We start from the raw sequence: 25,913 nt of genomic DNA, 5'->3' as shown, positions 1-25,913 counted from the left end.
ATACAGAACGAAAAAAGAAAAACGGAGATTCATTTCAAAAGCGGAGGTATATCATGGACTGGATCATCGGATTGCTTTGTGCTGCTGTGGTGGCCGGAGCTGCATTTTATAAAAAATCCTTAACCTTATCTGGCTTTGCCACGGCTGTACTGATGGGAACCGTATATTATGGGGCGGGTAACCTGTTCTGGTTCGGCACATTGCTCTTGTTCTTTATCACGTCGACCCTCCTGTCGAGGTTCAAAAAGGAGCGCAAGGCTGAGCTGGAAAAATCGTATGCCAAAACCGGAAACCGGGATGCAGGCCAAGTATGGGCCAATGGGGGATTAGGTATGCTGCTATGCCTGGGCTATGCGATATGGCCTCATGTTACGTGGCAGCTGGCTTTTGTCGGTGTCATGGCTACGGTAACATCCGATACGTGGGCAACGGAATTTGGCAGCCTGAGTCGTAGGCCACCCCGTTCGGTGCTTAACGGGAAGGTGCTGGCACCCGGAACCTCAGGTGGAGTATCTGTATTGGGAACGGTTGCGGCCTTGGCTGGGGGTGTACTGATCGGCATAGGTGCATGGGGCTTTGGACACGCCATTGGAACGCCGAGCTTGCCGTTATGGATATGGGCACTGGTTGGAGGTATATCCGGTAGCGCCGGGGCCTTTGCTGATTCCTATCTAGGTGCTACGGTGCAAATGATGCGTTCCTGCACGGTTTGCGGACGGGAAGTAGAAGTAGACTCACATTGTGGACAAACGACGGTCTATGTACGAGGCTGGCGTTGGATGAGCAATGATCGGGTGAATAGCATTAGTTCTATTTTCGGAGGATTGGTCGCTCTTGCAGGTATTTTTTTTATACTTTGAACACGGAGCTGGAGATCATTACAAGGAAAAAATTGTTATAAGAATTGACCGTGTTTCAATCCTTGTATAAGGAGGTGCTAAGATGGGCGATATACAAGGAGATAAATATGAAGCTATTTTGGACGCCGCTTACACCGTCTTTGGCACCAAAGGCTTTTATGAAAGCAAAATTTCCGAGATTGCAGAACAAGCGGGAGTTGCCAAAGGCACAGTATACTTGTACTTTAAAAGCAAAGAGCAGCTATTTACAGCAGTCACACGTAGAGATTGCGAGCAATACCTAGCCGAAATGCAAGGCGCATTAATCAATCGTACTTTGGGAGAAGGACTGCTGCGGATGGCAAATTTGCATCTGCACTACTATTTCAAGCGCAAGCAGCATACTAAATTATTTTTTATGACCCCCAACAGTGACCCCGACCTAATGGAGTTTATGTGGGGATTTATCCAGGACTATACTGATTTGGTCAAAAATAAACTGGCGTCAGAGGGTGTACAGCAGTCTGAGTTTCATGCGAAGGCATTCATTGGTATGTTGGAACGCCTAAAAATGGATATTTTATTGAATAAAGATTTCCGCGAATGTGACGTAGATCAGACGGCTGAATTAGCGGCGAACTTATTTATGCATGGCTGTAAAGCCGGGGTACAAAAATCCTGACATCTTGTTGCTAAAAAACCGTACTGACTTCGTTCAGGTAACGGTTTTTTTAATCATTGGCTGTGTCTGTGTTAAAATAAACAGGATGCATCACAAATTGGGGAAGAGTAGGGAATCCGTATGAATATTATGACCGTTGAACATATAACGAAAAGCTATGGCGAGAAAATGTTGTTTGAGGATGCTTCCTTTGGTATGGATGAACGTGACAAAATAGGGGTCGTCGGTGTAAATGGTACCGGCAAATCAACGTTTTTACGGGTAATTTCCGGCTTAGAGCCGCCAGATGATGGCAATATTGCAGTGAACAACGATGTGCGAATTCAGTATCTAGCACAAAATCCGGAGTTTGATCCCGAAATGAAGGTACTCCAGCATATTTTTCATGGCAACCAGCCTGAGATGAAAGCGGTGCGTGAATATACGGAAATCATGGAGTTGTTGGAGTTAAATCCGGGTAGCGAGGAGCTTCAAAACCGTCTATTGCGAGCAAGTCAGCAAATGGATACGTTCCAGGCATGGCAGCTGGAGAGTGAGGCCAAAAATATACTTACCCGACTGGGGATCACCCAGTTTGAGTCTCGTATGGGCGTTCTATCCGGCGGGCAGCGTAAGCGGGTGGCTTTGGCGGCGGCTTTGATCCAACCCTGCGAGTTGCTCATTCTGGACGAGCCTACAAACCATATTGATAATGAGTCTGTTGAATGGTTGGAGCAGTATTTGCAAAAAAGACGTGGTGCGTTGTTAATGATCACGCATGATCGCTATTTTCTGGATAGAGTTGCAAATGTCATGCTGGAGCTGGATCATGGCCGCCTTTTCCGTTATGAGGCTAACTATACCCGTTTTCTGGAGTTGAAGGCAGAACGTGAGGAGCGGGAAGCGTCTACGGAACAAAAAAGGAAGAACTTGCTGCGTAATGAGCTGGCCTGGATTCGTCGTGGAGCAAAGGCTCGTTCCACCAAGCAGAAAGCGCGTATTGATCGATATGAGCAGCTTAGGGATCAGCAACCGGAAGCTCGTTCTGGATCTGTAGATATGTCCGTTGCCTCCACACGTCTGGGTAAAAAGATATTGGAGATTGAGCATCTGTCCAAATCGGTAGATTCTCGTAAGCTGATACAGGATTTGAGCTACATTGCGGTTCCTGGTGATCGTGTTGGTATCCTAGGTCCTAACGGTAGTGGGAAATCCACCCTGCTCCAAATGATTGCACAGCGTGTAGAACCGGATTCCGGCAGTGTTGTCCTGGGGCCGACCGTGAAGATAGGATATTTTACTCAGGAACATCAGGAAATGAACGAATCATTACGTGTCATTGAATATATTAAGGAAGAAGCCGAAGTGATTCGTACAGCAGACGGTTCGACGATTACAGCAGCACAAATGCTGGAGCGTTTCCTGTTTGCACCAAGCGCGCAATGGACGGTTATTTCCAGGCTGTCCGGGGGCGAAAAACGGCGCTTGTATCTGCTTCGTGTTCTGATGTCGGCACCGAATGTGCTATTGCTGGATGAACCAACAAATGATCTGGATATCCAAACCCTTTCCGTTTTGGAAGACTATCTGGATGAATTCCCGGGCGTGGTGTTTATTGTTTCTCATGATCGCTATTTCCTGGATCGGACAGTGGACAAAATACTGGCGTTTGAAGGGGACGGACAGGTACGTGTACATGTAGGCGACTATAGCGAGTATGCAGAATGGATCAGTAAAAATGCTCAATCTTCTGTGAATACGTCTGTCTCGACGAGTACGGTTTCCTCGAATCGCTCTTCCGCGCCTAAGTCTGCGGGTCCTTCCGATTCAGTCAAGGAGACAAGTAAAACTAAGCTTAAATTCACCTTCAAGGAACAGCGGGAATATGAGCAAATTGATGAGCTGATTGAACAAGCCGAACAGAAGTTGGCCGACATTCAGCGGCAGATGGAAGAGTCTTTCAGTGATTCAGCACGACTACAGGAGCTCATGGCTGAGCAAGCAAAGGCCGAACAGCATCTGGAGCACCAAATGGAACGCTGGACCTACCTGAATGAGCTAGCCGAGCAGATTGAACAAAGTAAATCTTAAAAATACAGAAGCAAGTCACCATTCAGAGTGGGGGCTTGCTTTTTTTATCGAATTATTAATACGTTTTTCATATTAAAAGCGAGTGAATTATATATTTCTAATATTAAATTACAGTGGGTATAATGGATTGCAGATGGAGGGGAGGAATTGAAAATGGAATATCGTAAACTTGGAAAAAGTGGTTTGATGGTAAGTGAGATCGCATTGGGAAACTGGATCACCCACGGTGCTCAAGTGGATGATACCATAGCGCAAGCCTGTGTAAACGCTGCATTAGACTCAGGGATTACCACGTTTGATACCGCTGATGTGTATTCGGATACCCTGGCGGAAACGGTTTTGGGTCATTCTTTAAGGGGAATACGCCGTGAAAGTATTGAATTATGTACTAAGGTTTTTCATCCCACAGGTACCGGACAGAATGATAAAGGGCTGTCTCGCAAACATATCATGGAGGCCTGCCATGCTTCTCTTCGACGCCTACAAACGGATTATATTGATGTATATTATGCACACCGTTTTGATCCAACCGTATCGCTTGAAGAAACTTTTTTGGCCTTATCCGACTTGGTGCGGCAAGGGAAGGTTTTGTATGTAGGAGTAAGCGAGTGGACAGCAGAGCAGATTAAGCAAGGAGCTGCTCTGGCTAGGGAATTAAAGGTCCCATTCGTGGCAAGTCAGCCCCAATATTCCATGCTGTGGCGTGTCATTGAAGCTGAAGTGATTCCCGCTTGTGAGCAGGAAGGGATTGGGCAGGTGGTTTGGTCACCTCTGGCACAAGGTATCCTTTCTGGTAAATATACAGCAGACAAGCCGTTACCCGAGGGTTCACGAGCTTCTACGACAGCAGGGTCACCATTTTTCGAACGTTTGGCTGGACAATGGTTACGTAAAGAAGTCCTTTTGGCAGTAAAGAAAATTCAGCCGATTGCAGAAGAATGCGGACTGACGCTGCCCCAGCTTGCAGTCGCATGGGTTTTACAAAACCCGCAAGTGTCCTCAGCTATTATCGGTGCTTCCAAGCCCGAGCAGGTTAAAGAGAACGTAAAAGCTGCGGGTGTCCGTCTAGATGGGCAGGTCATGAGACAATTGGATAGCGTTTTAAATGGTATTGTTGAACGTGATCCGAGAAAAACAGGTTAAGATATACGATCAAGGAGATTTACATGTCTAACTCTTCGTTACAAGCTGTTTCTTCAACCACTTCCAGAAAATGAGTCAGAACAGTTTCATGTGCACCTGTTTTCCATGCAGCATAAAGTGGGATGGACGGAGACTCTTCTTGAAATGAACGAAATACGACATCACTGCGTTGAAAGACAGATACGGAAGAGGGGACAATGGAGATACCTATACCCGCCGCTACCAAGTTAACGATCGTATACATTTGAACGGCTTCCTGTACGATTTGAGGCTGAAATCCGTGTTGTCCGCAAAAGTCGAGTATGAGATTATGAAAAGAAGCTCCCATATGAGGCGGAGACAGGATAAAAGATTCGTCCGCTAAAGAACGTAAAGACAAGGTTGAATGGTGGGCTAACGGATGTGTCTGAGGAAGAACGGCCATGAGTGATTCGTTGGTGTAAAGACGAGAAGTGATATGTATAGATGGATCTGCACTGCGCAGGAAGCCCACATGAACTTTGCCATCGTGTATGGCTTTTAGTTGTTGGGCAGATGTCATTTCAAATAACGTAAGCTTCACATCTGGGAAGCGCTCTTGGAATTTCTTCAAGGCATTAACCATCAGACTGCCAGAGGCTGAATCTACAAAAGCGATGGATAATTGTCCGAATTTCCCCTGACTTGCAAGCTGTGTGATCTTAATAGATCTTTCCAATTGAGCAACCATATTTCTGGATTCTTCTAAAAATATCGCTCCTGCTGACGTAAGTCGAACTTGTCTTTTGGTTCGTTCCAAAAGCTTCACACCAAGCTCTTCTTCAAGGCTTTGAATTTGTTGGCTCAAGGGAGGTTGGGTGATATTCAGTTTTTTCGCAGCACGGTTAAAATGCAGTTCTTCCGCTACTGCGATAAAGTAACGTAGTTTTTTCAGATCCATAGCTGTGATTTCCTTTCACTAAGCCTTCACCGACCTATTCTCCAGTGGAACAGGTCGGTTTTTATCGTTCGAATTAAACTGTCACATAAGCTGCAAGCAGACGTGCAGTGTTCACCACGGCCTGCTTGTGCGTGCGCTCCATTGCATGGGAGGCGTGTACGCCAGGGCCGATCAAAGCAGCACGGATGTTATTACCTGCTCTTAGTGCAGCCGAAGCGTCCGAACCGTAGTGCGGATAAATATCTACAGCATACGGAATATTCAGCTCTTTGGCCAGTTCAATCAGACGGGTCGTCATATTATAGTCGTAAGGCCCGGAGGAATCTTTGGCACAGATAGAAACATCCGTTTCCTTGCAGCTCAGATCTTCACCCATACAGCCCATATCGACAGCTATCATCTCACTGATTCCTTCAGGTATGTAAGCCGCTCCGTGCCCCACTTCCTCATAGTTAGAAATGAGCAATTTAACGGTATGTCGAGGCTTCCAGTTTCCATGTACAGCAGATTCCAGTAGACCAAACAGTGCAGCTACACTAGCTTTATCATCCAGATGCCGTGACTTGATAAATCCACTCGGTGTTACGACTGGACGCGCATCGAACGAAATAAAATCGCCCACCGCAATACCGAGCTGAAGCACGTCTTCTTTTGACTCAACAAGCTCGTCAATCCGAACCTCCATGTGGCTCTCCTTGCGCTCAAAGCTTCGTGCATCATCATAGACGTGCACGGATGGATGGCTGGACAGAATAGTACCCGTATACGTTTGTCCGCTTCGGGTATGAATAAGGCAGTATTCGTTCTCAATGCTGTTCATCATGAAACCGCCGACGGATGTCAGACGTAGGGTGCCTTGTGCTGTAATCGAACGTACCATCGCGCCCAATGTATCCACATGTGCGCTCAGCGCCACCGTACGGTCCGTTTCCTGACCTTCCAGAGTCAAGATGGCACCGCCTTTTGCATTCCATTCGATGGGTACCCCGAGGCTCTCAGCTTCCTTATGAATCAGCTCCATCACATGGTGTGTGTACCCACTGGGACTGGGCGTGTTCAGTAGCTGATTTAAAAAGTTCATCATATAATCTTCATTTAATTGAATCGTCATTTGTTGCTCCTCCTCATTTGGACAACCGATCAGGGTTAGAGGACGGTTGCTCTATATCTTGGTCGAAAGTAGACCCTGTGCTGGAAGACCCAGTCGTGTCATAGGTCACATCCGCGTTTGCTTCCACCGTGGATGTGTGCTCTTCTTGTAATGTATGAAGCTGAGTAGTCAGACGTTTAATCTCTCTCTGAAGCCTATATTGGCGGAAAATACCGAAAGAACCGACAATAAGTCCACCTAGAAGAGTGCAACCAAGAATAAGCAGAATCAAAGGAATGCTAACCATACTGAATAGAAGGTTCACTTGAACCGAATTCACATTAATAACAGCAAATACAGCTGTTAACAGAGCAATAACAAGAGCTGCGATCAAAGACCATTGTGTTTTCAAAATGCCACCTCCTCCCGTTACATTATAAAATCCCTTGCCCGCCATGGACAAGGGATTTATCCGTGCATCATTTCAATGCTGGATTTTAAGTGCGCACGGTTTTACTTTCCTTCAGTTAGCTTTTCCATTTCTGTAATGACTTCTTCGAATACGCTCATCGCTTCGCGGATCGGCTGCGGAGAGGACATGTCAACACCAGCTTTTTTCAAAATATTAATTGAATAATCACTGCCACCGCTCTTTAAGAAGCCCAAGTAACGATCAACGGCTGGTTGGCCTTCTTCCAGAATCTGTTTCGAGAAACTAGTTGCTGCCGAGAAGCCAGTAGCATATTTGTAGACATAAAAACTGTTATAAAAATGAGGGATCCGTGCCCATTCCATTTCAATGTCTTTGTCTACCTTCATGCCAGGCCCGTGATATTTCACATTCAGATCATAGTAAATCTCCGATAAAAGCTGCGGTGTAAGGGATTCCCCCTGTTCAGCGCGTTCATGTACAATTTTCTCAAATTCCGCAAACATGGTTTGACGGAATACCGTTGTGCGGAATTGATCTGCATAGTAGGTGAGAAGGTACATTTTCTCTTTCGGATCGGTTGATTTGTTCAGCAAGTAGTCCATTAGCAACGCTTCATTGGTTGTGGATGCCACTTCAGCCAGGAAAATGGTGTACTGTGCATCTCTATACTTCAATGCGTTGTCTGAATAGTACGAATGCAACGCATGCCCCATTTCATGAGCAAGTGTGAACATGCTGTTCAGGTTGTCTTTATGATTCAGCAGCACATATGGGTGGGTACCATAAGCTCCCCAACTGTATGCACCAGTACGTTTGTTTTCGTTTTCGTATACATCGATCCAGCGCTCATCATAGCCTTTTTGCAGCGAAGCGAGATAGTCCTCGCCCAGTGGCTTAAGGCCTTCTTTTGTTTGCGTTTTGGCGTCTTCATACGTAATGTCCATCTTGTATTCGTCCACAAGCGGAGCGAACAAATCATACATATGGAGCTCATCCACACCTAACAACTTTTTACGCAGTTTGATGTAACGATGGAGCAGGGGTAAGCTTTCATGAATGGTGTCAATGAGATTCGTGTACACTTCCTTCGGAATATTGTCACCGTACAGTGACATTTCCAGTACAGAAGGGTATTTGCGAACACGAGAATAAAAAATATTCTTGTTTACATTGGCACTTAGTGTAGAAGCAATTGTATTTTTATTTTTGGCATATGTGTCATATACCGCTTTAAAAGCACGTTCGCGTACTTCGCGGTGCGGACTTTCGAGGAATTGAATGTAGCTGCCATGAGTCAGCTCAACCTCTTTGCCGTTCTCATCCTTAATTTTTGGAAACTTCAGATCAGCGTTGTTGAGCATGCCAAAAATCGTTTGCGGGGCTTGAGCCAGATTGCCAACCTGAGCGAGCAGCGCTTCTTCTGTCTTCCCCAAAATATGTGCTTTTTCCCGCTTCATTTCTTGAAGTGTAAACCGATAATCTGCAAGCTTTGGATCTTCAATGAAGGCATCAAGCTGATGATCCGGCAGTGCCAAAATTTCAGGCGTCACAAAAGAAAGAGACTCGCTAACCTCAACGCCTAATTTTTTTGCTTTTTGCGAAAGACCCTGGTATGTAGGTTCAGCTGTATCCTCATCATGATGCAGATGTGCGTACACATATACACGCTCGGTTTTAAGCGACAATTCATCTTCCAATTTAAAACAGCTGCCAATCGACTCTGCTGAATTGAGCTTGCCTTGGAATTGTTCAGCCTTTTTGGCTAGTTGTTTGACTTCTTCGTATTCTTGATCCCATGCTTTGCGGTTAGGAAACAAATCTTCCAGTTTCCATGTATTTTCCACTGGCGCATCAGCGCGTTTTACAATTTCACTCATGGAGAGCCTCCTCTGATCGAACGTAATGTGGGGTAGGGCTGCGGCAGTAAGGGACGGATGCCAAAACGAAGAAACCGCCACGCTTACCGTAAGCAGCAGGGCAAGAGGTTTTACAGGATGCATGTAACGGCAGATCCTCCTTATACCATGGCTTGTTATGCCATAGTATGACCTCTTACGCCCGAAAGTATAATTTTCCTTACTGTGGGTTGGAACCTATATTTAATAAGCTGTATACAATAAGATAAAAGGCAAGGCAAACCATGATTACAGCAGTGAGGGCCATCCACTTTTTGAGAGGAGTCGGTATCGTATCACGCTTCATGATCAGCACTCCGCCCAGCGTGAAGGCCAGAATAATGAAGATGAGATAGCTGTTGGACACCATGAATAGGCTAGACCTGTTTGAAAGCGTTCATGATCCGCTGCCACTCTTCCTCATTATCTTGAAAGGACTGCTTGGGAAACCGATTTTGAGCCCAATGCATCAGCGCCGGACGGCTTAAAAACGTGTGGGCTTCCTCGCCCCAATCATCGGATATTTCCCGTAGAACGATGTAACGGCCCTGCACCTCGACAGTCATCATGTTCCAATTGTCTTTTTTGTATATTTCGTGTTTTTTCATCATATGCATGTCTCCGATTTTATAGATGTTTTGGTTCATGATACCGCAGTTTCCGCCGCAAAAGCAAATCATTCCAGCCCGAAAAACCAGGAAAAACATCAATTGCATTGTGAAAAAGCATGAAGTATAATATGGATATTCGCCATAGATGGCGGTATTTTTAGGAGGTTGTTCACTTGAAAGGTACAGTTAAATGGTTTAACGCAGAAAAAGGTTATGGCTTCATTCAAATGGATGGTGGCGAGGACGTATTCGTACATTTCTCCGCAATCCAAGGCGACGGCTTTAAAACTTTGGAAGAAGGTCAAGCGGTTGAATTCGAAATTACTGAAGGTAACCGTGGACCCCAAGCAGCTAACGTAATCAAACTGTAAGTGTAACTGAATTGTAAGAATGGTTCCGTTTCTACGGATGTCTTATATATTACGGTTAAACTATGAATTGAGAGCGCAGTTCCTTACATTTAAGGGACTGCGCTTTTTTGCGTAAATACGTTTATGATATGAGAAGATTGAGCAGGAATAGGGTATTATACGTAATAAAACTAGGCAGAAGACATCTTAATTGAAGGAGTTGAGAAAATGAGTGCAGCAGAGGCTAGTCGTAAGCCTTCCCTGATTGAAGGTCCTATTGCCAAAACGCTGTTTATGTTCTCTTTGCCGATGCTGTTCGGAAACATTCTGCAATCCCTGAATGGAACGATCAATTCGATCTGGGTTGGAAAGTTTCTGGGAGAAGCCGCATTGACTGCCGCTTCCAACGGAAATATTATAATGTTTTTTCTTATCAGTTCGATTTTTGGCGTCACCATGGCGGCCACCATTATGATCGGACAAAATATCGGAGCAGGAGACGTAGCTGAAACCAAGCGTGTAGTAGGTACAAGTGCAGTTTTTTTTCTGGTGCTCGCTTTTGCTATAGGTATTATCGGATTTTTGAGTTCGCCTTGGATTCTTCATGTACTCAATACACCTGCCGAATCGGTGGATATGGCGATCACGTATACACGTATTATTTTCGCAGGTATGCCCTTTTTGTACGGCTATAACTACATAATGACCGTAATGAGAGGCGCTGGAGATTCCAAAACACCATTTTATTTTCTAATCGTTTCTGTCGTACTGGATGTACTACTCAACCCGCTGTTAATATTCGGATGGGGACCGATTCCTGCTATGGGCATTGGAGGCTCCGCTACTGCTACCCTGATCGCTCAAGGGATTAGCTTTGTGTTGATCCTCATTTACCTATATCGAGTAAAATATTTTTTGCGCATTACTTCTTCAGAGCTTCATTTACTCAGATTTGATTGGAAGATTATTTGGACCCTAATCCGTAAGGGAGTGCCGATGGGGTTGCAAATGATTGCTGTCTCCACCAGCGCGATTGCTTTAATGAATCTGATTAATGGCTACGGAACAGTGGCAGCAGCAGCTTATACAGCAGCCAATAATTTGTCCAGCTATGTGCAGATGCCGGCAATGGCGTTAGGTGCAGCTGTATCTTCCTTTGCCGCTCAAAATATCGGAGCCGGACGTTGGGATCGAGTGCGCATGACAACCTGGATTGGGATTGTGTATAATTTTGTGTTGACTGGTGGAGCTGTGGTATTAATTTACATGTTTAACCGTCAGGCCTTGCTCATGTTCCTTCCTTCTACGGGGGGTGCATTGGAATTGGGCATGCGGATTAATCTGATCACTTTGTGGTCTTTTGTTATATTCGGTGTTACCAATGTCATTACAGGTGTTGTTCGATCAACGGGTTCCGTAATGATACCGCTTTTAATTACCATTATTTCATTATGGGGCATTCGTATACCTTTGGCCTATGCATTTGTCGATGAGTATGGTCTAGATGCTGTATGGTGGAGTTTTCCTGTTGGTTTTGCTATCTCTGCCGTAGCAGTCATTTTCTATTATGCTTTCGGGAAATGGAAGCAGGCAAGCATGGGAGAGGGAATCCAAGGGGTGAAGCCAGCAGAGGACAAGGGATAGGTTGGCGGTAGGCCATTTATACTATTTGCGATTAAAGTCTTATAAGGATAGATTTTGTGTAACTCCTATTTTTGACTAATAAAACATTACAGGTATAAAGTCTTTTTGTGAGAATAGCTCATTTTTCTTGAATTTTAAAGAAAAAAGTGAGGTTGTTCATTTGTGCTAAAAGGACGAACATATTATAATGGATATGGTTTGGATAGGTATAATTACGTAGACAACAATGTGGAGGCACCGTCATTTGAGTTATGTTGAGCAAGGACGTTATCAAGTACCGAGAGGCCCCATAGGTCTAATGAGCCGAATGTACAAGCACATTCTCCCTGAAACGAAACTAGAATTGAGTAACTGGAAGAGCAAGGCCGAACAAATTCCGGACCCTGAGCTGCGAAGCCAGGCGCTTGCGAGCATAGCGGATAAGACGTTTCACTGCGTGGGTGGGGCGGTTTATGCCGCAGCCAATATGTCTGCCCGGCAGACGCTAATTCCGCTGATCGTAGCGTATCAGACCATTAGTGATTATCTGGACAACCTGTGTGATCGCAGTACGTCCATGGACCCGGATGATTTCAGGCTGTTGCATCAGGCTATGCTGGATGCGGTTAATCCGACGGCTAGGCCAGTGAATTATTATGAGTTGCGTCGTGAGCAGGAGGATGGCGGTTATTTGACCGGGCTGGTGACAACCTGTCAGTCTTGTGTAAGCAGGCTTCCGGGCTATGAGGCGGCAATGCCTTACGTTCAGGATTTGGCGCGATTATACACGGATTTGCAAGTATACAAGCATATTAAACCCGAGCTGCGGGAACAAGCGCTTTTGGACTGGTGGTCGCTTCATAAAGACCGTACACCAGAGTTGCGCTGGAATGAGTTTGCTGCGGCTACCGGTTCAACTCTGGGGGTCTTTATGCTGTTTCTTGCTGCCAGCGACCAGCATCTGACCGATGCAGGGGCTGCCTCAATACATGCATCGTATTTTCCACATGTGTGCAGTCTTCATATTTTGCTGGATTATCTAATCGATCAAGACGAAGACCGGAAGGGCGGAGATCTTAACTTTTGCAATTATTATGAAGATACCGACATGATGCTAGACCGGATCGCCTACGTTGTGAATCGGGCGCGGGCTGATATTGCAGATGTCCCTGCCAGCTCCTTTCACCGGATGATTATCGAGGGATTGCTGGCTTTATATTTATCCGACCCTAAAGTTAGCGAGCAGCAGGACGTTCGCGCTGTTTCGAGACGTTTAATGAAAAATAGTCCGCTCATGCGTTTGTTTTTCTTATTAAACAGTCGATGGATAAGAAGGCTTATATGATTATTTTGAGGAGGTCATAAATCATGACAGCAGTTAAGAAAATTGCAGTATTAACAAGTGGTGGAGATTCACAAGGGATGAACGCGGCAGTTCGCGCCGTCGTACGTAGCGGATTGTATTTTGGACTGGAAGTATTCGGGATTCAACGCGGTTATCAAGGCCTTTTGAACGATGATATTTTTCCAATGGATCTGAGAAGCGTTGGAGATATTATCCAACGTGGGGGTACTGTACTTCAATCTGCAAGATGTCTGGAATTTACGACTGAAGAAGGACAGAAAAAAGGCGCTCAAATTTTGCGTAACCGTGGAATTGACGGCGTAGTCGTGATTGGTGGAGACGGTTCCTATCAAGGAGCTAACAAACTGACCAAGCAAGGCATTAAAACCATGTGTCTTCCGGGTACGATTGACAATGACATTTCCTTCACGGACTACACTATTGGTTTTGATACAGCGGTTAGTATCGTAGTGGACGCAATCAACAAGCTGCGTGATACGATGTCATCGCATGAACGTTCTTCCATCGTGGAAGTTATGGGACGTCATTGTGGCGATATTGCTCTGCATGCAGGGCTGGCTTCTGGCGCAGAAACGATTTTGGTGCCTGAGGTAGAATTTGATCTGAATGAAGTATCCGATCGGATGAAACAAAACTTTAAGCATGGCAAACGCCACAGTATCATTATTGTTGCTGAGGGTGTAGGCAAAGGCGAAACAGTAGCACAGGTTATCCAAGAAAACTGTCCGGATTATGAGCCTCGTGTTACAGTGCTTGGACACATCCAACGTGGAGGCACACCAACAGCGTTTGACCGCAACCTGGCGAGCCGTTTGGGTGACTTTGCTGTTCGCCAATTGATCGAGGGCATATCTGACAAGGCTTGCGGAACGATCGACGGTAAGTTGGTAGCTACAGATATTGATAAGGTTGTAAATACCAAAAAAGATTTCAATATGGAGCTTTATGAGCTGGCCTTGCGTTTGTCCCAATAATAAGAGCCTTTATGTAAAATAGATCGGCTCTGATATTGGAAAAGATCAAAATTATGCGGATGACCCGAGTCATCCGCTATTTTTTTAGCTTTGAATCCTATCAGGAGGTAGTCATACATGTACCTATTCAAAATCGAAGTGGACAGTTCGGAAGGAGCGCTGACCGTCATTCTCGCTGCTGAAAATGAAGAACAGGCATTTGAGGAGATTGAACAACATGTGGAGAGACACTTTCTATTTCCTCCCAAGCTGAACGAAGTGGCGATTGTGGAGAAAAAACGAATAACTTTAGGCGCAGCATATGTAATCGAGACACGCAAAGGCTAAATAGCCTCTGCGTGTTGTTTTTTTTCGGAGAAACGACGTTGTACTTTCACCAGACGCCAGAGAAGTAAAATAGCGCCTACTGCCAATCCTGTAATCAAACCGATCCAATAGCCGTAGGGCCCCAATGAAGTCCAGCGTGCCAGTATATATCCTACAGGAAGCCCAATGACCCAATAGGAGAGGAATGTGAGCAAAAAGGCTGGATTGACGTCTTTATACCCGCGTAGCGCTCCTTGTGTAGGTGTAGCGACAGCATCAGATATCTGAAAGAAAATCGCATAGATTAGAAAATGCTGTGCCAATTGAATGACCTGCGGATCGGTGGAGTAAAGTCGAGCAACCTGTTCACCCCAGATAAGCAGTACAATAGCTGTAATCAGTGATAGACCTACTGCGCTGCTGATACCCATTACACTATAAGCTTTGGCATCCCGCGGGCGAGTAGCCCCTGTTTCATAGCCAACCAGAATCGTAAGTGCCATGCAAATGCTGAGTGGAATCATATACAGCGTAGATGCAAAGTTCATGGCGGCCTGATGTGCGGCTATGGTAGCTGTATTATAACTGCTCATGAAGAGGGTGACGGCTGAAAAGACGGCAGTCTCAAAAAATATAGCAAATCCAATCGGTACTCCAATCTTGATGAGCTCTTTCAAAGCACCAGCAGCAATCCCGTATATTTTGTTAAAGATTCGGTATTCGGCAAATATTTTTCCACGATGCGCAGTGATACCGGCAACCAGCATGATGATCCAGTAGGTGGTCGCCGTCGCTACCCCGGAACCCACACCCCCCAGACGCGGAAAACCCCAGTTTCCATAAATAAGTAGATAATTTAACAATACATTGATGGGTAACGACATGAGCGTGATTAACATCGTAAAGCGGGTTTGTCCCAATGCATCCATAAAGCTTCGGAGCACAGTGTAGGCAAATAGAGGAACAATCCCGAAGGCCATGGCACAAAGGTAGTATATGGCCACATTATGAACTCTCAGTTCCAAATTCATACCGTTCAAAATAGGTTTGACCAAAATAATGCCAGCAATCAAAACGACCATAGACAGGGCGAGAGAGAGCCAAAGTGCTTGAATGACATAGTAGGAGACTTTATCTTTGCGCTGTGCTCCTACCAATTGAGATACAATGGGCGTGATAGCCATAAGTATTCCATTAAGGCCTGTTTGTACAGGAACCCATAGGCTTACTCCAATGGCTACTCCAGCCAGATCGGCAGGGGAAAAGTGCCCTGACATATTCGTATCGAAAAAAGTCATGGCAGATAGTGCAAGCTGGGTAATCAGGATAGGGAGCAAAATGTAGAAAAGCTGCTTCCATTTCTGCCCCGTTGTTAGTGTCAATTGCATTTTTGTTTTCCTCATTTACTAGGGATTGATTATTTGTATATATCATAACATGTAAGTATTTATTGTAAGGGATACCGCTACATTTGAACAGTAATAAAAAAGACTGCACCCGTTCGCCAAACAACGGGACAGCCTTTGAAATAATTATATAATTTCTAAATTTTGTATAAGAGAACGAGAAGTCCGGAGGGATAAATTATTTGTAAGTTACTCCACTTGTATAGCGGTTTGTGGCATTCCAGAGTAAATATTCATCCACTTTCATATCCTTAAGCGCGCGAATTTGATCCTCTACTTGAGTTTTCCCATACTTGGCATAATGTCCGCTCCCCAACCAACTTGCGGTAAAATCCTGGATCCAAGGACGAATAATTGGCTTTAGCTTGCCCGTCGGATCGAGCTTTTTGTGGGTATCGGCCATGGAGCCTTTAATCGTCTGGTAAGGATTTTTATCGGGATCTTTTACACCGAACCAGCCTGTGGTGTAGTGACTTGGATAAACCATGGGCGAAATGACATCCACATTTTCGGAGATTTTAGTGAAATCCTGTCCGATCCCCTCCGCAGCAGGAACGGATGCAGCATATCCGAAAATATCTACCGATACTCGTACACCTAATGGAGCAAGCTCTTTGCGGGCATATTGTACGAATTCAGCGACTGCATCCGAGCGGGATTGATCTGATTTGGTATATTTCAGCTTGTCTGCTCTTTTCTCAAAGCCTTCGGGGAAACGTACATAGTCAAATTGAATTTCCTTAAAACCAAGTTTGGCTGCTTCCTTAGCGATGGCGATATTATAATCCCATACTTCTTTATTATAGGGATTAACGAACCCGTCTCCTTTGCCGTTTTTCCAGACAGAGCCGTCAGGGTTACGGAAAGACATCTCGGGATTTTTGTTGGCCAGTACCGTATCTTTAAATACGACAATACGAGCAATCGGGTAAACATTATGCTTTTTCAATCGGTCCATCAAACCGGAAATATCCCGAATGAATTTTTGCGGCTTGCCCAATTTGAGCAGCTCGGGAGTGGTCGTTGGATAAGTGATGTAACCTGCATCGTCTTTAATATCAATAACCATGGAATTGAGCTCTGTCTTGTCAAGCAGTTCAAGCAACTGGGTCATACGCGAACCGCCTGCGCTATAAGCCGTGACATAGATGCCCTTGATAGCAGGAGTCGTCGGTTGTGGGTCAATTTTAACCGGAGGATTGGAGGCATCCACCTTCATATTATTGTGCTGAGCCTGAATCATGGCTCTGCTAATTGTTGTTGCCACCGTATCTTTTACATTTGGAGCGTTGGCTGACTGATCCCCGTTTCCGCCTATCCCCATCGCCAATAGCATAATTGCCCAAATCATATTCATTTCCTAACTCTCTCCCTTATGTATGTCGCTTACCTGATTATACGTAAAGTTATGTATCGAAAAACAACACGCTTGTAACCAATACTGGAATCATCAGGCACAGTCTTACATGATTAACCCAACCGGTGTTCATTGAATCCATAAAAATGCATAAATAATGCCGCTCTCTTCGCGGTCGTAGATGCAACCGGAAGAAGCGGCACTTGGTAAAGAAATTTATTGAAGATAATTATTGTCTTGATGCTCGCAAATACTGTACTGAATAATTTCTAGCGCATCCGTTGGCTTGAGTATGGCCATCCCGTCCCGAAGCACAATCATCGAGTTAAGCTCATCCTTTTTGAGAGAAGGGAGCATTTCCGGGTACCATCTTAAGACAATGTCGGACAGTTTTACCGTTTCCATTTCCACAAAAATCACCCTTTCCTGCTCGGAATCATTCCAAAAGAATCATTCAATACGATTCGGAAAAGCAAAGTGCCTGTGAAATAGCAGGTAAAGCTGGTCTTTATATACTATGGGAACAGCGCACATATAGTGTACCACAGAAACTGTATTTTGACACTTGGGTTTGTGCTTATCTTCGGCGAAATGAACCCATCACCCCAACTGTTTCCACAATATTGACAAAAGCAGAAGGGTCCACTTCTTTAATGATGCGTTTTAATTCAACTAGCTCGTAGCGTGTCGTGACAGTCATCAGCATGTCCTTTTCGGTATGTGAAAATGCGCCTTCAATTTTTATTTTGCTAACACCGCGTGGTGTGGTCAACATACGCTCCAGTAGCTTGTCGGTGTGCTCTGTAATAATGTAGACAGTAATCTTCGTGTGACTGACATAGATTTGATCCAATACCTTGCCAGTCACAAAAATAGATAGCATCGACGCAAGTGCAATATTCCAATCATCGTTCAAATATCCTGCTGCAAGAATGACCAGTCCATTCATGCCAACAAGTACAGTTCCTACGGGGAAGTCACGATAACGAGTGACGATGGAACCGATAATGTCAAAACCGCCCGTGGACCCTCCTACCCGAAAGGAAATTCCTGCTCCAACGCCGATCATTACCCCACCAAAAACGGAGGCCAGCAGGGGGTCCGACACGACAGATTGCACCGGCACCCACGCCAAAATCCACGTTGTAACGACAACGGATAAAATGCTCAGGCTAATAAAACGCTTGCCTAAAATAAACCAGCCTGCAATAAGCATCGGGATATTGATAATAAAATACATCGCGCTGATATCAAATTTTGTGAAGTAGCCGATTAACATGGAAAGCCCGGCTACTCCTCCGCTCAGCAAGTGGTGTGGCACGAGAAACAGATTAAAACCGCATGCAATGGCAGCGGCTCCAAAAATGACAGTTAAGCAGTTTAACACTATTTTTAACAACTTAATTTCACCTCATTTAAATTATACGGGAAGCAACTTGCTGGTATTCATGAATTGTTCTGTGCTATAATGCGATGTGGATATTCTTGAGTAGGGACCTATGTCCAGAGAAACACTTAAAATTTAAACTGTTTTAAAAAGGATAAATTCGTTTAAGATGTATCGGATAGGTTCCCCAAATTCATTACAGAAAGATGCAGTTATAGGTCTAAATAAACTGTCACTGTATTGGGGAAAACTTATACAATAATATCGCTACTTAAGAATACAGACAACATTGTGGATTGTCCACCACATCCACCATTATGAAGGAGTTTGAATAAATTTGACGACATTTGCAGAATTTGATCTTGAACCGAAAGTAATTCAGGCGATTACAGAACTGGGTTTTGAAGAAGCAACACCAATTCAATCCCAATCCATCCCGATTGCACTGCAAGGCAGAGACATGATTGGCCAAGCCCAAACAGGTACTGGTAAAACTGCTGCGTTTGGTATTCCGCTGATCAACAAAATTTCTAGAAGCGACGAAAAAATCAGAGCCCTGATCATGGCACCAACACGTGAGCTTGCTATCCAGGTAGCTGAAGAAATCGAAAAACTCTCCCGTTTCAAAGGTCTTCGTACTTTGCCAATCTATGGTGGACAAGATATCGTACGCCAGATTCGTGCTTTGAAAAAGAAACCTCAAATAATTATTGGTACGCCAGGACGCTTGCTTGACCATATTAATCGCAAAACCATCAAGCTGGAAGATGTAAACACAGTTGTTTTGGATGAAGCAGATGAAATGTTGGATATGGGCTTCATGGAAGATATTCAATCCATTCTGAAGCAAGTTCCAGACGAGCGCCAAACGATGCTTTTCTCGGCTACAATGCCTCCTAATATTAAAAGATTGGCTGAGCAATTCCTCAAAAATCCTGAGCATGTTTCAGTTATTCCTAAACAAGTTAGTGCTCCACTGATTGATCAGGCCTATATCGAAGTTCCTGAGCGTCAAAAATTCGAAGCATTGAGCCGTTTGATCGACATGGAATCCCCAGAACTTGCTATCGTATTTGGGCGTACTAAGCGTCGGGTAGACGAGCTGGCTGAAGCTCTGCAAAAACGCGGATATTCTGCAGACGGTTTGCATGGTGACTTGTCTCAAAACCAACGTGATGCTGTAATGCGTAAATTCCGTGACGGAAGCATCGATGTGCTCGTAGCGACTGACGTAGCTGCCCGTGGTTTGGACGTTTCCGGCGTAACTCACGTTGTGAACTTTGACCTTCCGCAAGATCCAGAAAGCTATGTTCACCGTATTGGACGTACTGGACGTGCAGGTAAAGAAGGGGAAGCTTGGTCTTTCGTAACGCCTCGTGAAATTGACCATTTGCACTTTATCGAACGTGTAACTCGTCACCGCATTCCACGCAAGCCGCTTCCAACGTTGGCTGAAGCTCTGGAAGGCAAACAACGTATCATTGCTGAACGTCTCCTAGAGGCTGTAGAAAGCGGTGAGCTGAACGAGTACAAAGGTTTGGCTATTCAAATGCTGGAGCAATATGATTCTGTACAACTTCTCTCCGCAGCTCTGAAACTGATGACTGGTGAGAAAAGAGAAGCATCGATTGAGTTGACTCCAGAAGATCCGATCCGTGCAAAACGTCGTAAACCAGACGTGCGTTCTGGCGGTCGCAAGCCTTCCAACTATAGCGGTCGCAGCAATGGTGGTTACAATTCCAACCGTTCTGGCGGTACCGGCGGTAGTGGAAGTAAAGGTGGATATGGCGGTTACAACCGTGGCAAAGAAGGCGGTGGCTACAACCGTGATTCAGGAAGCCGCTACAGTGGAGATCGTAAACCACGCCCGAGCAGCAATGGAGAAACTCGTCGTCCTGCAAGACGTGAAGATTCCTCTTCCGAATAAGAAATGAAATAATGAAAAGTCGAAGCAGATGAAGCTTCGGCTTTTTTGTTATGATTGATCAGTATGAATGAACCTTTTAGCGATCTGCTTTAATGGGTCATGTATTGATTTCTCTGGCGTATTAGGGCTGAAATACGGTATGATATAGTCAAGAGCCGGAATTTATAGGCATAGCAACATGAGTCTTGGAACTGCCAAGGCTTGCGGAGGGAGAGACTGACATTGGAGTTTAAAGGAGCTATGGGTGGTATTTACCGCCTGACCGAGTGGATTACCCGACTGGCGGCTACAAATTTGTTATGGGTGTTATGTTCGTCGCCTTTTGTATTCTGCCTCATACTGAAACTACTTGTAATGAATCAGAATTTGGCTAATGAGTCTTTACAAATGAACTGGGCGATGGCTATTTTGGCACCGCTTACTTTATTTCCAGCCACATCGGCTATGTTCACAGTGGTTCGCAAATGGGTAATGGGTGATACCGATACGGGCGTGTTTCGCACCTTTTTTAAAGGGTATAAAGAGAATTATAAGCAGAGTCTGATCGGGGGTATCTTTTACACATTGCTGTTTGTCATCATGTATGTGGATTATACCGTATATATGACACAACTCAGCAACTTGCAAATCGTGGGCGTAATTATGCTTATTCTTATCATTATTTTGCTTGTGTCTATGTTTAACTTTTTTTCGATGGTGGCTCATTATCATATGTCTACCGGACAAATTATTAAAAATGCGGTTTTATTGACGCTGATTCGACCATTCCGTGTATTTTCCACCATGCTCGGCAGCGCCGTTGTTATATTTATTGGAGTCAAATATCCTGTGCTTTTCCTATTCTTCATCGGCAGCGTGGTTGCCTGGTTCGCTTTCTTTAATTTTTATGGAACATTCCTCAAAATGCAAGATCAAATGGAAAAGATGAAGCAGAAAGATGAAGATACGGCAACCATTGAAGACAAGAAAAGTGATAACCTCTAAAAATAAAACATATTTCTCCTAGCATTTACTTTCTGAGTGAGAAGCGCTATAATAAGGTCACATCCTGCGATGCACGTTACGGTCATTTGTTGTTTTGAACCAATGACAATGTCTAGGGAGATCTATACGGATGAACAGCTGAAAAGCCCTGTCAATTCCTGACAAGGGGACTTCAAAAGTTTATTCTGCGGTCACCCACCTGCTAAAGCAGGTTCAGAAGACGCTATGGTCGGACGGCATCGGCGGGTACTCCAAAGATAATGAATACACTCTGTTCATGCTTCGTGCAGAAACAGGGTGTTTTTTGTATGTAACAATGTTAAACTAAGACATGAGGTACTAAGGTCGCATACCACAGGTATGGTCGGTTAAGTTTTTGTTGTTTAACGTTTTTATAAAGCGCTTGCAGCAAAAAAACCGATGTGCTGCATTATGGCAACGATTATCGTGAAGGAGGAAATGTCTTGTCGTTGAAGAGGACTCTGGTAGGGATTGTGCGCAGCCAAGAAGGTACAAGCGACCGGGTCAAGGACCCCCAAATGAAGACACGCTATTATAACTTATCGAGAGACAAGGCTTGGGAAGAAGTATCATCTATTTTGAAAAAAATTCCTGGCTACAAGGTACTCCATGAGGTAGCATCCGTAGGTGAGATTACGTTAGAGAAGCGAACGGCGTTCGGTAGAACTGTCGACATTACCGTTTCTATATTGTCCGTCTCGCCAGTTCGGAGTGCGGTGGATATTTATTCTGCTTCGCGCGGATCGCTAGGGGACTTGGGCGCGAATTACCGCATCATTTTGCAACTGTTCGCTGTGATTGACAAGAAGCTGTCCGCTCATAAGGTCGTGCAGTAATTGTAGATGTGTGAGCAGTGATGTGGCAGACAAACATCAAAAAAAGCGAGGAAGGCAACCCTTCACTCGCTTTTTTAATATTCAGTCTTGATTTAGACGAGTTTTTTCACTGCTGCAATCGCTTGCTCATAGTCAGGGTGCTCGGACATTTCGCTCAAGTATTCTACGTAAGCGATTTTATCATTTTGATCAATCACAAAAATAGCTCTATGATCCAAATGGAATTCCTTGATGAACACACCATAAGCTTCGCCGAAGGAATGATCCTTATAGTCGGACAGTGTCAATACGCGGTCGATACCGGCAGCACCGCACCAACGAGCTTGAGCGAAAGGCAGATCGACGCTGACAGTCAGCACTACGACTTGATCCCCAAGTGAATCAGCTTCCTGGTTAAAACGTCGAGTCTGTGCGTCACACACGCCTGTATCCAAAGAAGGAACAACACTGATCAATTTGACTTTGCCTGCAAAGTCTTGGAGCGTAGCTGCTTCTAGCAGGTTTTTCTGTAATTTGAAATCAGGTGCCTGATCTCCAACCTTCAGTTCAGGACCTAAGAGTGTCAAAGGATTGCCTTTAAAAGTAGCAGCTCCTGTACGTTCTTGTGCCATATGTAATAGCCTCCTTGGTTTTTAGCATTGGTTATCGTTGCCGAAATCTATTATAATCTTTTATAAAAGACATTGTCCAATTTGAATAAGGTGGAGACACCCATGAAGGAAGGATTGCCTTGATTTTTTTACGTTATGAGAACTGGAAAAGTTATTTGCGGTTTTACCCAGTAACCTGTCTGATTTTGCTCATTAATATTGTGATGTTTATTGTACTCACCGTACAGGGTGGATCGGAAAATAGTTTGACGTTGATCCGATATGGAGCTTTGATTAATGAAGCGCCATTCACTGATCAACTGTGGCGATATGTATCAGCTATGTTTTTACATGCAGGGTTTGATCATCTTCTGTTCAATTCCTTCGCCATACTCGTCTTCGCTCCTCCGCTGGAGCGTTTGCTGGGGTCCTTCCGCTATGTGTTATTGTATCTGGTCACGGGCATTGTAGGGAACATACTGTCCATCGCGCATTACAATATGATGACGGAAACGACAGTCTCTGTAGGAGCTTCAGGAGCGATTTATGGCATCTATGGAGCATTCCTATACGTTGCCCTGTTCCAGCGGTCACTGATGGATGACGCCTCGCGTAAAACGCTGTACACGCTGCTTGGGTTTGGTATCCTGTTTTCTTTCGCTGTAGCGAACATTAACTGGACCGCTCACTTCGGGGGATTGCTCAGTGGGTTTTTCTTTTATGGATTAATGATCAGATTGACTGGCCAACGCAAACGTCACTAAAGACAGTTTTACCGTAAGTTAGCAGGGGAAGAAAGAGGATGATGTTCGATTGACGTCTTCTTCCGGATGTTGAAAAACAGATTGGAGCGAATATCGGAGTGGAATTACGACAGTTGCAATACTTCATGAAGGTAGCGCAAAAAGAACATGTCACTCAGGCAGCCGAGGAGCTACATGTGGCGCAATCTGCGGTAAGTCGGCAAATTCATCAGCTTGAAGAGGAGCTGGGAGTCAATCTTTTTATGCAAAAGGGTCGCAATTTGCAGCTTACGCCAGTGGGACAACTATTTTGCAAACGGGTTGAGACGATTATAAAAGATCTAGAGCGAGCTGTTTTGGAAGTACATGAGTTTTTGGATCCTGAGGGGGGCGAAATCCGCATCGGTTTTCCGCACAGTTTGGGGATTCATCTTATTCCTACAGTGGTGGCTGAATTCCGAAAGCGGTATCCCAATGTTAAATTCAGATTTAAACAGGGGATGTACCCGAGTTTAATTCGTGATGTGTTAGCGGGTGAGGTGGATTTGGCTTTTGTATCTCCTTTTCCGGATCGTCATGATCATGTAGAGGGGGACGTGGTACTAACCGAGGAGTTGTTTGCTGTTCTCCCGCCCAATCATCCTTTAGCTACGGCCAAACACATTACGCTGAGTCAGCTTAAAGGAGAAAAATTCATCCTGTTCAGAGATGGATATTCGTTACGTCCGATTGTCTGGCAGGCTTGTCTGGAGGCGGGGTTTACGCCAGATATCGCTTTTGAAGGTGAAGAGACAGATACGATTCGCGGATTAGTTGCGGCTGGTATGGGAGTCAGTCTTTTGCCTGAAATGGCGTTGTTTCAGACCAACCCGCTTCAACCTGCAAGAGTGTCGATTGTTGATCCAGAGGTCACGCGAACTATTGGCTTGATTCATCGCAGAGATGACAAACTACCCTTAGTTGCAAAGTCATTCCGAACTTTTTTGTTGCAATATTTTGGCCTTAAAGGTAGTGCTGCTACTCCGAATGGAAGTGCTAAAGCGGATTTAGGGCAGTGAGTATAGCTGATTGGTTTTAGATAAAGGAAAAAGGTTGTTCCTCTTGGTGGAGGAACAACCTTTTTTGTAATACAAGCAATTAATCCCGGCTGTTAAAGATACCGATTAAGCGGATTAGTTCCAGCAAGGAAACGAGAGCTGCAGCCACATAAGTTAATGCAGCAGCATTTAATACTTTGGCTATACCCCGTTCTTCATCACTACGGATAAACCCTTCGGAAACCATAATTTCTCGGGCGCGGTTGGAAGCATTAAATTCAACCGGTAATGTAATTAATTGAAAAGCGACAGTAGCCGAGAAAAAGATGATACCCAAGCCAATCAGGTTCGTGTAGCTGAATAAGAAACCGGCAATCAGCAGAAACGGTGCAATCCCGGAAGCGAAGTTTACGATCGGAAAGATCCGGTGACGGAGTGCCAGCATGGGATAATGCTCTTTATGCTGAATGGCATGACCGACCTCGTGACAAGCTACGGCAACTGCAGAAATGGATTTTTCATAATAAACGGGCTCAGACAGCCGTACGACTCTTTGCATTGGATCATAATGGTCAGACAACGCACCAGGTACTGGTTCAATAGGCACATCATGCAAACCATTGCGATCCAGCATATGCCGAGCAGCATCATAACCGGTCAACCCATTTTCATTTGGGACATCAGACCATTTATTAAAAGTACCTTTTACACGGAATTGCGCCCATAAGGATAATCCGAACGCAAGAATAATCAATATATACATACCCATCATAAAGCAACCCTCCATTATTGTTCATCACTAGCCCGGGCATCTACATCATAGAACTATGCTCCAGCAGATACTTCAGAGCTTCGATACAAGCGGCGCTTTGTGGTAGTAGACCAGTAAGCAACTTGCGCGCTTGAACGGGCTTGAGCTGCCCCAGAAGAGGCTGTAGTTCATTGACTTCACGTTCCAGACGCTGCATGTGCATTTCTAGACTCGTTAATTTGTCCGTGACGTGCTCTTCCCCCGCGACCGAGTTCCATTTAATCAGTGTCTGTCTGATTTCCTCGAGGCTATATTTCTCTTGTTTCATTTGGTTAATACGTTCAAGCCTGTTTAAGGTTTCATCATTATAAAGCCGATAATTTTTCAATGATCGTTCTTCAGGTGTGATCAAACCAAGCTTTGTGTAATAATCAATAGTTCGTTCGCTGACACCAGCCGCCTTGGCTAGCTCACCAATTCGATACAGCTTCATATCCCCATCTGTCTTCACCTCGCGCTCTTCGTTCAACCTTCAATATTAGCATTTGCAAACGGAGTGTTTATAAAGAATAT

General features: G+C 44.8%; 27 protein-coding genes and 1 other RNA gene. 15 read left to right on the top strand and 13 right to left on the bottom strand.

From position 1 onward, the window contains the following. Positions 1–53: 53 nt before the first annotated feature. From MKX30_RS12710 to MKX30_RS12695, 4 genes are all read left to right on the top strand, one after another. Entirely contained in the window at positions 54–860 is an 807-nt protein-coding gene (locus MKX30_RS12710) for a DUF92 domain-containing protein (RefSeq protein WP_341062871.1), read from the top strand. 82 nt (positions 861–942) lie between these two features. Then, positions 943–1,521 carry a TetR/AcrR family transcriptional regulator gene (locus MKX30_RS12705; RefSeq protein ID WP_028542833.1) on the top strand — a complete coding sequence of 193 codons (579 nt, stop codon included), beginning with the start codon at positions 943–945 and terminating at the stop codon, positions 1,519–1,521. A gap of 120 nt (positions 1,522–1,641) precedes the next feature. Continuing rightward, positions 1,642–3,591 (top strand): ABC-F family ATP-binding cassette domain-containing protein, encoded by a 1,950-nt coding sequence (locus MKX30_RS12700; protein ID WP_076264300.1) that lies wholly within the window; start codon positions 1,642–1,644, stop codon positions 3,589–3,591. A gap of 153 nt (positions 3,592–3,744) precedes the next feature. Further along, positions 3,745–4,734: an aldo/keto reductase family protein gene (locus tag MKX30_RS12695; RefSeq protein WP_341062870.1), complete on the top strand. Its 990-nt coding sequence runs from the start codon at positions 3,745–3,747 to the stop codon at positions 4,732–4,734. A gap of 19 nt (positions 4,735–4,753) precedes the next feature. Here MKX30_RS12695 and MKX30_RS12690 read toward each other — a convergent pair whose 3' ends face one another. The 6 genes from MKX30_RS12690 to MKX30_RS12665 all read right to left on the bottom strand — a co-directional run bounded on the left by MKX30_RS12690 (position 4,754) and on the right by MKX30_RS12665 (position 9,682). Beyond that, entirely contained in the window at positions 4,754–5,653 is a 900-nt protein-coding gene (locus MKX30_RS12690; protein WP_071558935.1) for a LysR substrate-binding domain-containing protein, read from the bottom strand. Between the two features lie 73 nt (positions 5,654–5,726). Further along, positions 5,727–6,764 carry a M42 family metallopeptidase gene (locus MKX30_RS12685; RefSeq protein ID WP_028542829.1) on the bottom strand — a complete coding sequence of 346 codons (1,038 nt, stop codon included), beginning with the start codon at positions 6,762–6,764 and terminating at the stop codon, positions 5,727–5,729. 13 nt (positions 6,765–6,777) lie between these two features. Beyond that, a complete protein-coding gene (locus MKX30_RS12680; protein WP_028542828.1) occupies positions 6,778–7,200 on the bottom strand; it encodes a LapA family protein in 423 nt (140 codons plus the stop codon). Between the two features lie 56 nt (positions 7,201–7,256). After that, a complete protein-coding gene (gene pepF, locus MKX30_RS12675) occupies positions 7,257–9,053 on the bottom strand; it encodes an oligoendopeptidase F (RefSeq protein WP_025722300.1) in 1,797 nt (598 codons plus the stop codon). A 199-nt stretch (positions 9,054–9,252) separates the two neighbouring features. Then, complete coding sequence (locus tag MKX30_RS12670; RefSeq protein ID WP_025715827.1) at positions 9,253–9,441, bottom strand: hypothetical protein; 189 nt, start codon at positions 9,439–9,441, stop codon at positions 9,253–9,255. 7 nt (positions 9,442–9,448) lie between these two features. Further along, the gene (locus tag MKX30_RS12665; protein ID WP_013309704.1) at positions 9,449–9,682 is read right to left on the bottom strand and encodes a hypothetical protein; all 234 of its coding nucleotides are present in this window, start codon (positions 9,680–9,682) and stop codon (positions 9,449–9,451) included. Positions 9,683–9,855: 173 nt separating this feature from the next. Here MKX30_RS12665 and MKX30_RS12660 point away from each other — a divergent pair, with 173 nt between their 5' ends. From MKX30_RS12660 to MKX30_RS12640, 5 genes are all read left to right on the top strand, one after another. Continuing rightward, complete coding sequence (locus MKX30_RS12660) at positions 9,856–10,053, top strand: cold shock domain-containing protein (RefSeq protein ID WP_013309706.1); 198 nt, start codon at positions 9,856–9,858, stop codon at positions 10,051–10,053. Positions 10,054–10,260: 207 nt separating this feature from the next. After that, entirely contained in the window at positions 10,261–11,676 is a 1,416-nt protein-coding gene (locus tag MKX30_RS12655) for an MATE family efflux transporter (protein WP_341062869.1), read from the top strand. Between the two features lie 244 nt (positions 11,677–11,920). Beyond that, positions 11,921–13,000, top strand: a complete 1,080-nt coding sequence (locus tag MKX30_RS12650) for a tetraprenyl-beta-curcumene synthase family protein (RefSeq protein ID WP_013309708.1) — start codon at positions 11,921–11,923, stop codon at positions 12,998–13,000. Positions 13,001–13,023: 23 nt separating this feature from the next. After that, positions 13,024–13,995: a 6-phosphofructokinase gene (pfkA, locus tag MKX30_RS12645; RefSeq protein WP_023988013.1), complete on the top strand. Its 972-nt coding sequence runs from the start codon at positions 13,024–13,026 to the stop codon at positions 13,993–13,995. Positions 13,996–14,112: 117 nt separating this feature from the next. Then, the gene (locus MKX30_RS12640; protein ID WP_023988014.1) at positions 14,113–14,322 is read left to right on the top strand and encodes a DUF3906 family protein; all 210 of its coding nucleotides are present in this window, start codon (positions 14,113–14,115) and stop codon (positions 14,320–14,322) included. Here the strand turns inward: MKX30_RS12640 and MKX30_RS12635 are convergent. The 4 genes from MKX30_RS12635 to MKX30_RS12620 all read right to left on the bottom strand — a co-directional run bounded on the left by MKX30_RS12635 (position 14,319) and on the right by MKX30_RS12620 (position 18,463). Further along, positions 14,319–15,689, bottom strand: a complete 1,371-nt coding sequence (locus tag MKX30_RS12635) for an MATE family efflux transporter (protein ID WP_023988015.1) — start codon at positions 15,687–15,689, stop codon at positions 14,319–14,321. The two genes, MKX30_RS12640 and MKX30_RS12635, sit on opposite strands and share 4 nt — an antisense overlap. A 196-nt stretch (positions 15,690–15,885) precedes the next feature. Next, on the bottom strand, positions 15,886–17,064 hold the full coding sequence (locus MKX30_RS12630; RefSeq protein WP_023988016.1) for a putative glycoside hydrolase: 1,179 nt from the start codon (positions 17,062–17,064) through the stop codon (positions 15,886–15,888). A gap of 216 nt (positions 17,065–17,280) precedes the next feature. Continuing rightward, positions 17,281–17,469, bottom strand: coding sequence for a hypothetical protein (locus tag MKX30_RS12625; protein WP_080683009.1), 189 nt, complete (start codon positions 17,467–17,469; stop codon positions 17,281–17,283). A 172-nt stretch (positions 17,470–17,641) separates the two neighbouring features. Next, entirely contained in the window at positions 17,642–18,463 is an 822-nt protein-coding gene (locus tag MKX30_RS12620; RefSeq protein ID WP_023988017.1) for a YitT family protein, read from the bottom strand. A 325-nt stretch (positions 18,464–18,788) separates the two neighbouring features. On the opposite strand from MKX30_RS12620, the gene MKX30_RS12615 reads away from it, so the two are divergent. From MKX30_RS12615 to MKX30_RS12600, 4 genes are all read left to right on the top strand, one after another. Next, positions 18,789–20,378: a DEAD/DEAH box helicase gene (locus MKX30_RS12615; protein ID WP_023988018.1), complete on the top strand. Its 1,590-nt coding sequence runs from the start codon at positions 18,789–18,791 to the stop codon at positions 20,376–20,378. Between the two features lie 222 nt (positions 20,379–20,600). Next, entirely contained in the window at positions 20,601–21,362 is a 762-nt protein-coding gene (locus MKX30_RS12610) for a YesL family protein (protein ID WP_023988019.1), read from the top strand. A 58-nt stretch (positions 21,363–21,420) separates the two neighbouring features. Beyond that, a non-coding RNA gene (ssrS, locus tag MKX30_RS12605) (6S RNA) lies at positions 21,421–21,615 on the top strand. A 211-nt stretch (positions 21,616–21,826) separates the two neighbouring features. Then, complete coding sequence (locus tag MKX30_RS12600; RefSeq protein WP_013309718.1) at positions 21,827–22,219, top strand: DUF1499 domain-containing protein; 393 nt, start codon at positions 21,827–21,829, stop codon at positions 22,217–22,219. 92 nt (positions 22,220–22,311) lie between these two features. On the opposite strand, the gene tpx is transcribed toward MKX30_RS12600, so the two are convergent. Next, a complete protein-coding gene (gene tpx / locus MKX30_RS12595; RefSeq protein WP_053325164.1) occupies positions 22,312–22,830 on the bottom strand; it encodes a thiol peroxidase in 519 nt (172 codons plus the stop codon). Between the two features lie 119 nt (positions 22,831–22,949). On the opposite strand from tpx, the gene MKX30_RS12590 reads away from it, so the two are divergent. After that, positions 22,950–23,573 carry a rhomboid family intramembrane serine protease gene (locus MKX30_RS12590; protein WP_053325165.1) on the top strand — a complete coding sequence of 208 codons (624 nt, stop codon included), beginning with the start codon at positions 22,950–22,952 and terminating at the stop codon, positions 23,571–23,573. A gap of 98 nt (positions 23,574–23,671) precedes the next feature. Next, positions 23,672–24,610 carry a LysR family transcriptional regulator gene (locus MKX30_RS12585; RefSeq protein WP_023988022.1) on the top strand — a complete coding sequence of 313 codons (939 nt, stop codon included), beginning with the start codon at positions 23,672–23,674 and terminating at the stop codon, positions 24,608–24,610. Between the two features lie 79 nt (positions 24,611–24,689). Here MKX30_RS12585 and MKX30_RS12580 read toward each other — a convergent pair whose 3' ends face one another. Beyond that, positions 24,690–25,361, bottom strand: a complete 672-nt coding sequence (locus MKX30_RS12580; protein WP_023988023.1) for a zinc metallopeptidase — start codon at positions 25,359–25,361, stop codon at positions 24,690–24,692. Positions 25,362–25,401: 40 nt separating this feature from the next. Next, the gene (locus tag MKX30_RS12575) at positions 25,402–25,833 is read right to left on the bottom strand and encodes a MerR family transcriptional regulator (protein WP_023988024.1); all 432 of its coding nucleotides are present in this window, start codon (positions 25,831–25,833) and stop codon (positions 25,402–25,404) included. Positions 25,834–25,913: the final 80 nt, after the last annotated feature.

This window comes from Paenibacillus sp. FSL P2-0173 (genome assembly GCF_038008045.1).
Classification (GTDB): Bacteria; Bacillota; Bacilli; order Paenibacillales; family Paenibacillaceae; genus Paenibacillus; species Paenibacillus polymyxa_B.
The sequence above is the reverse complement of the archived record's forward strand: the minus strand, read 5'-3'. Positions and strand labels throughout refer to the sequence as shown.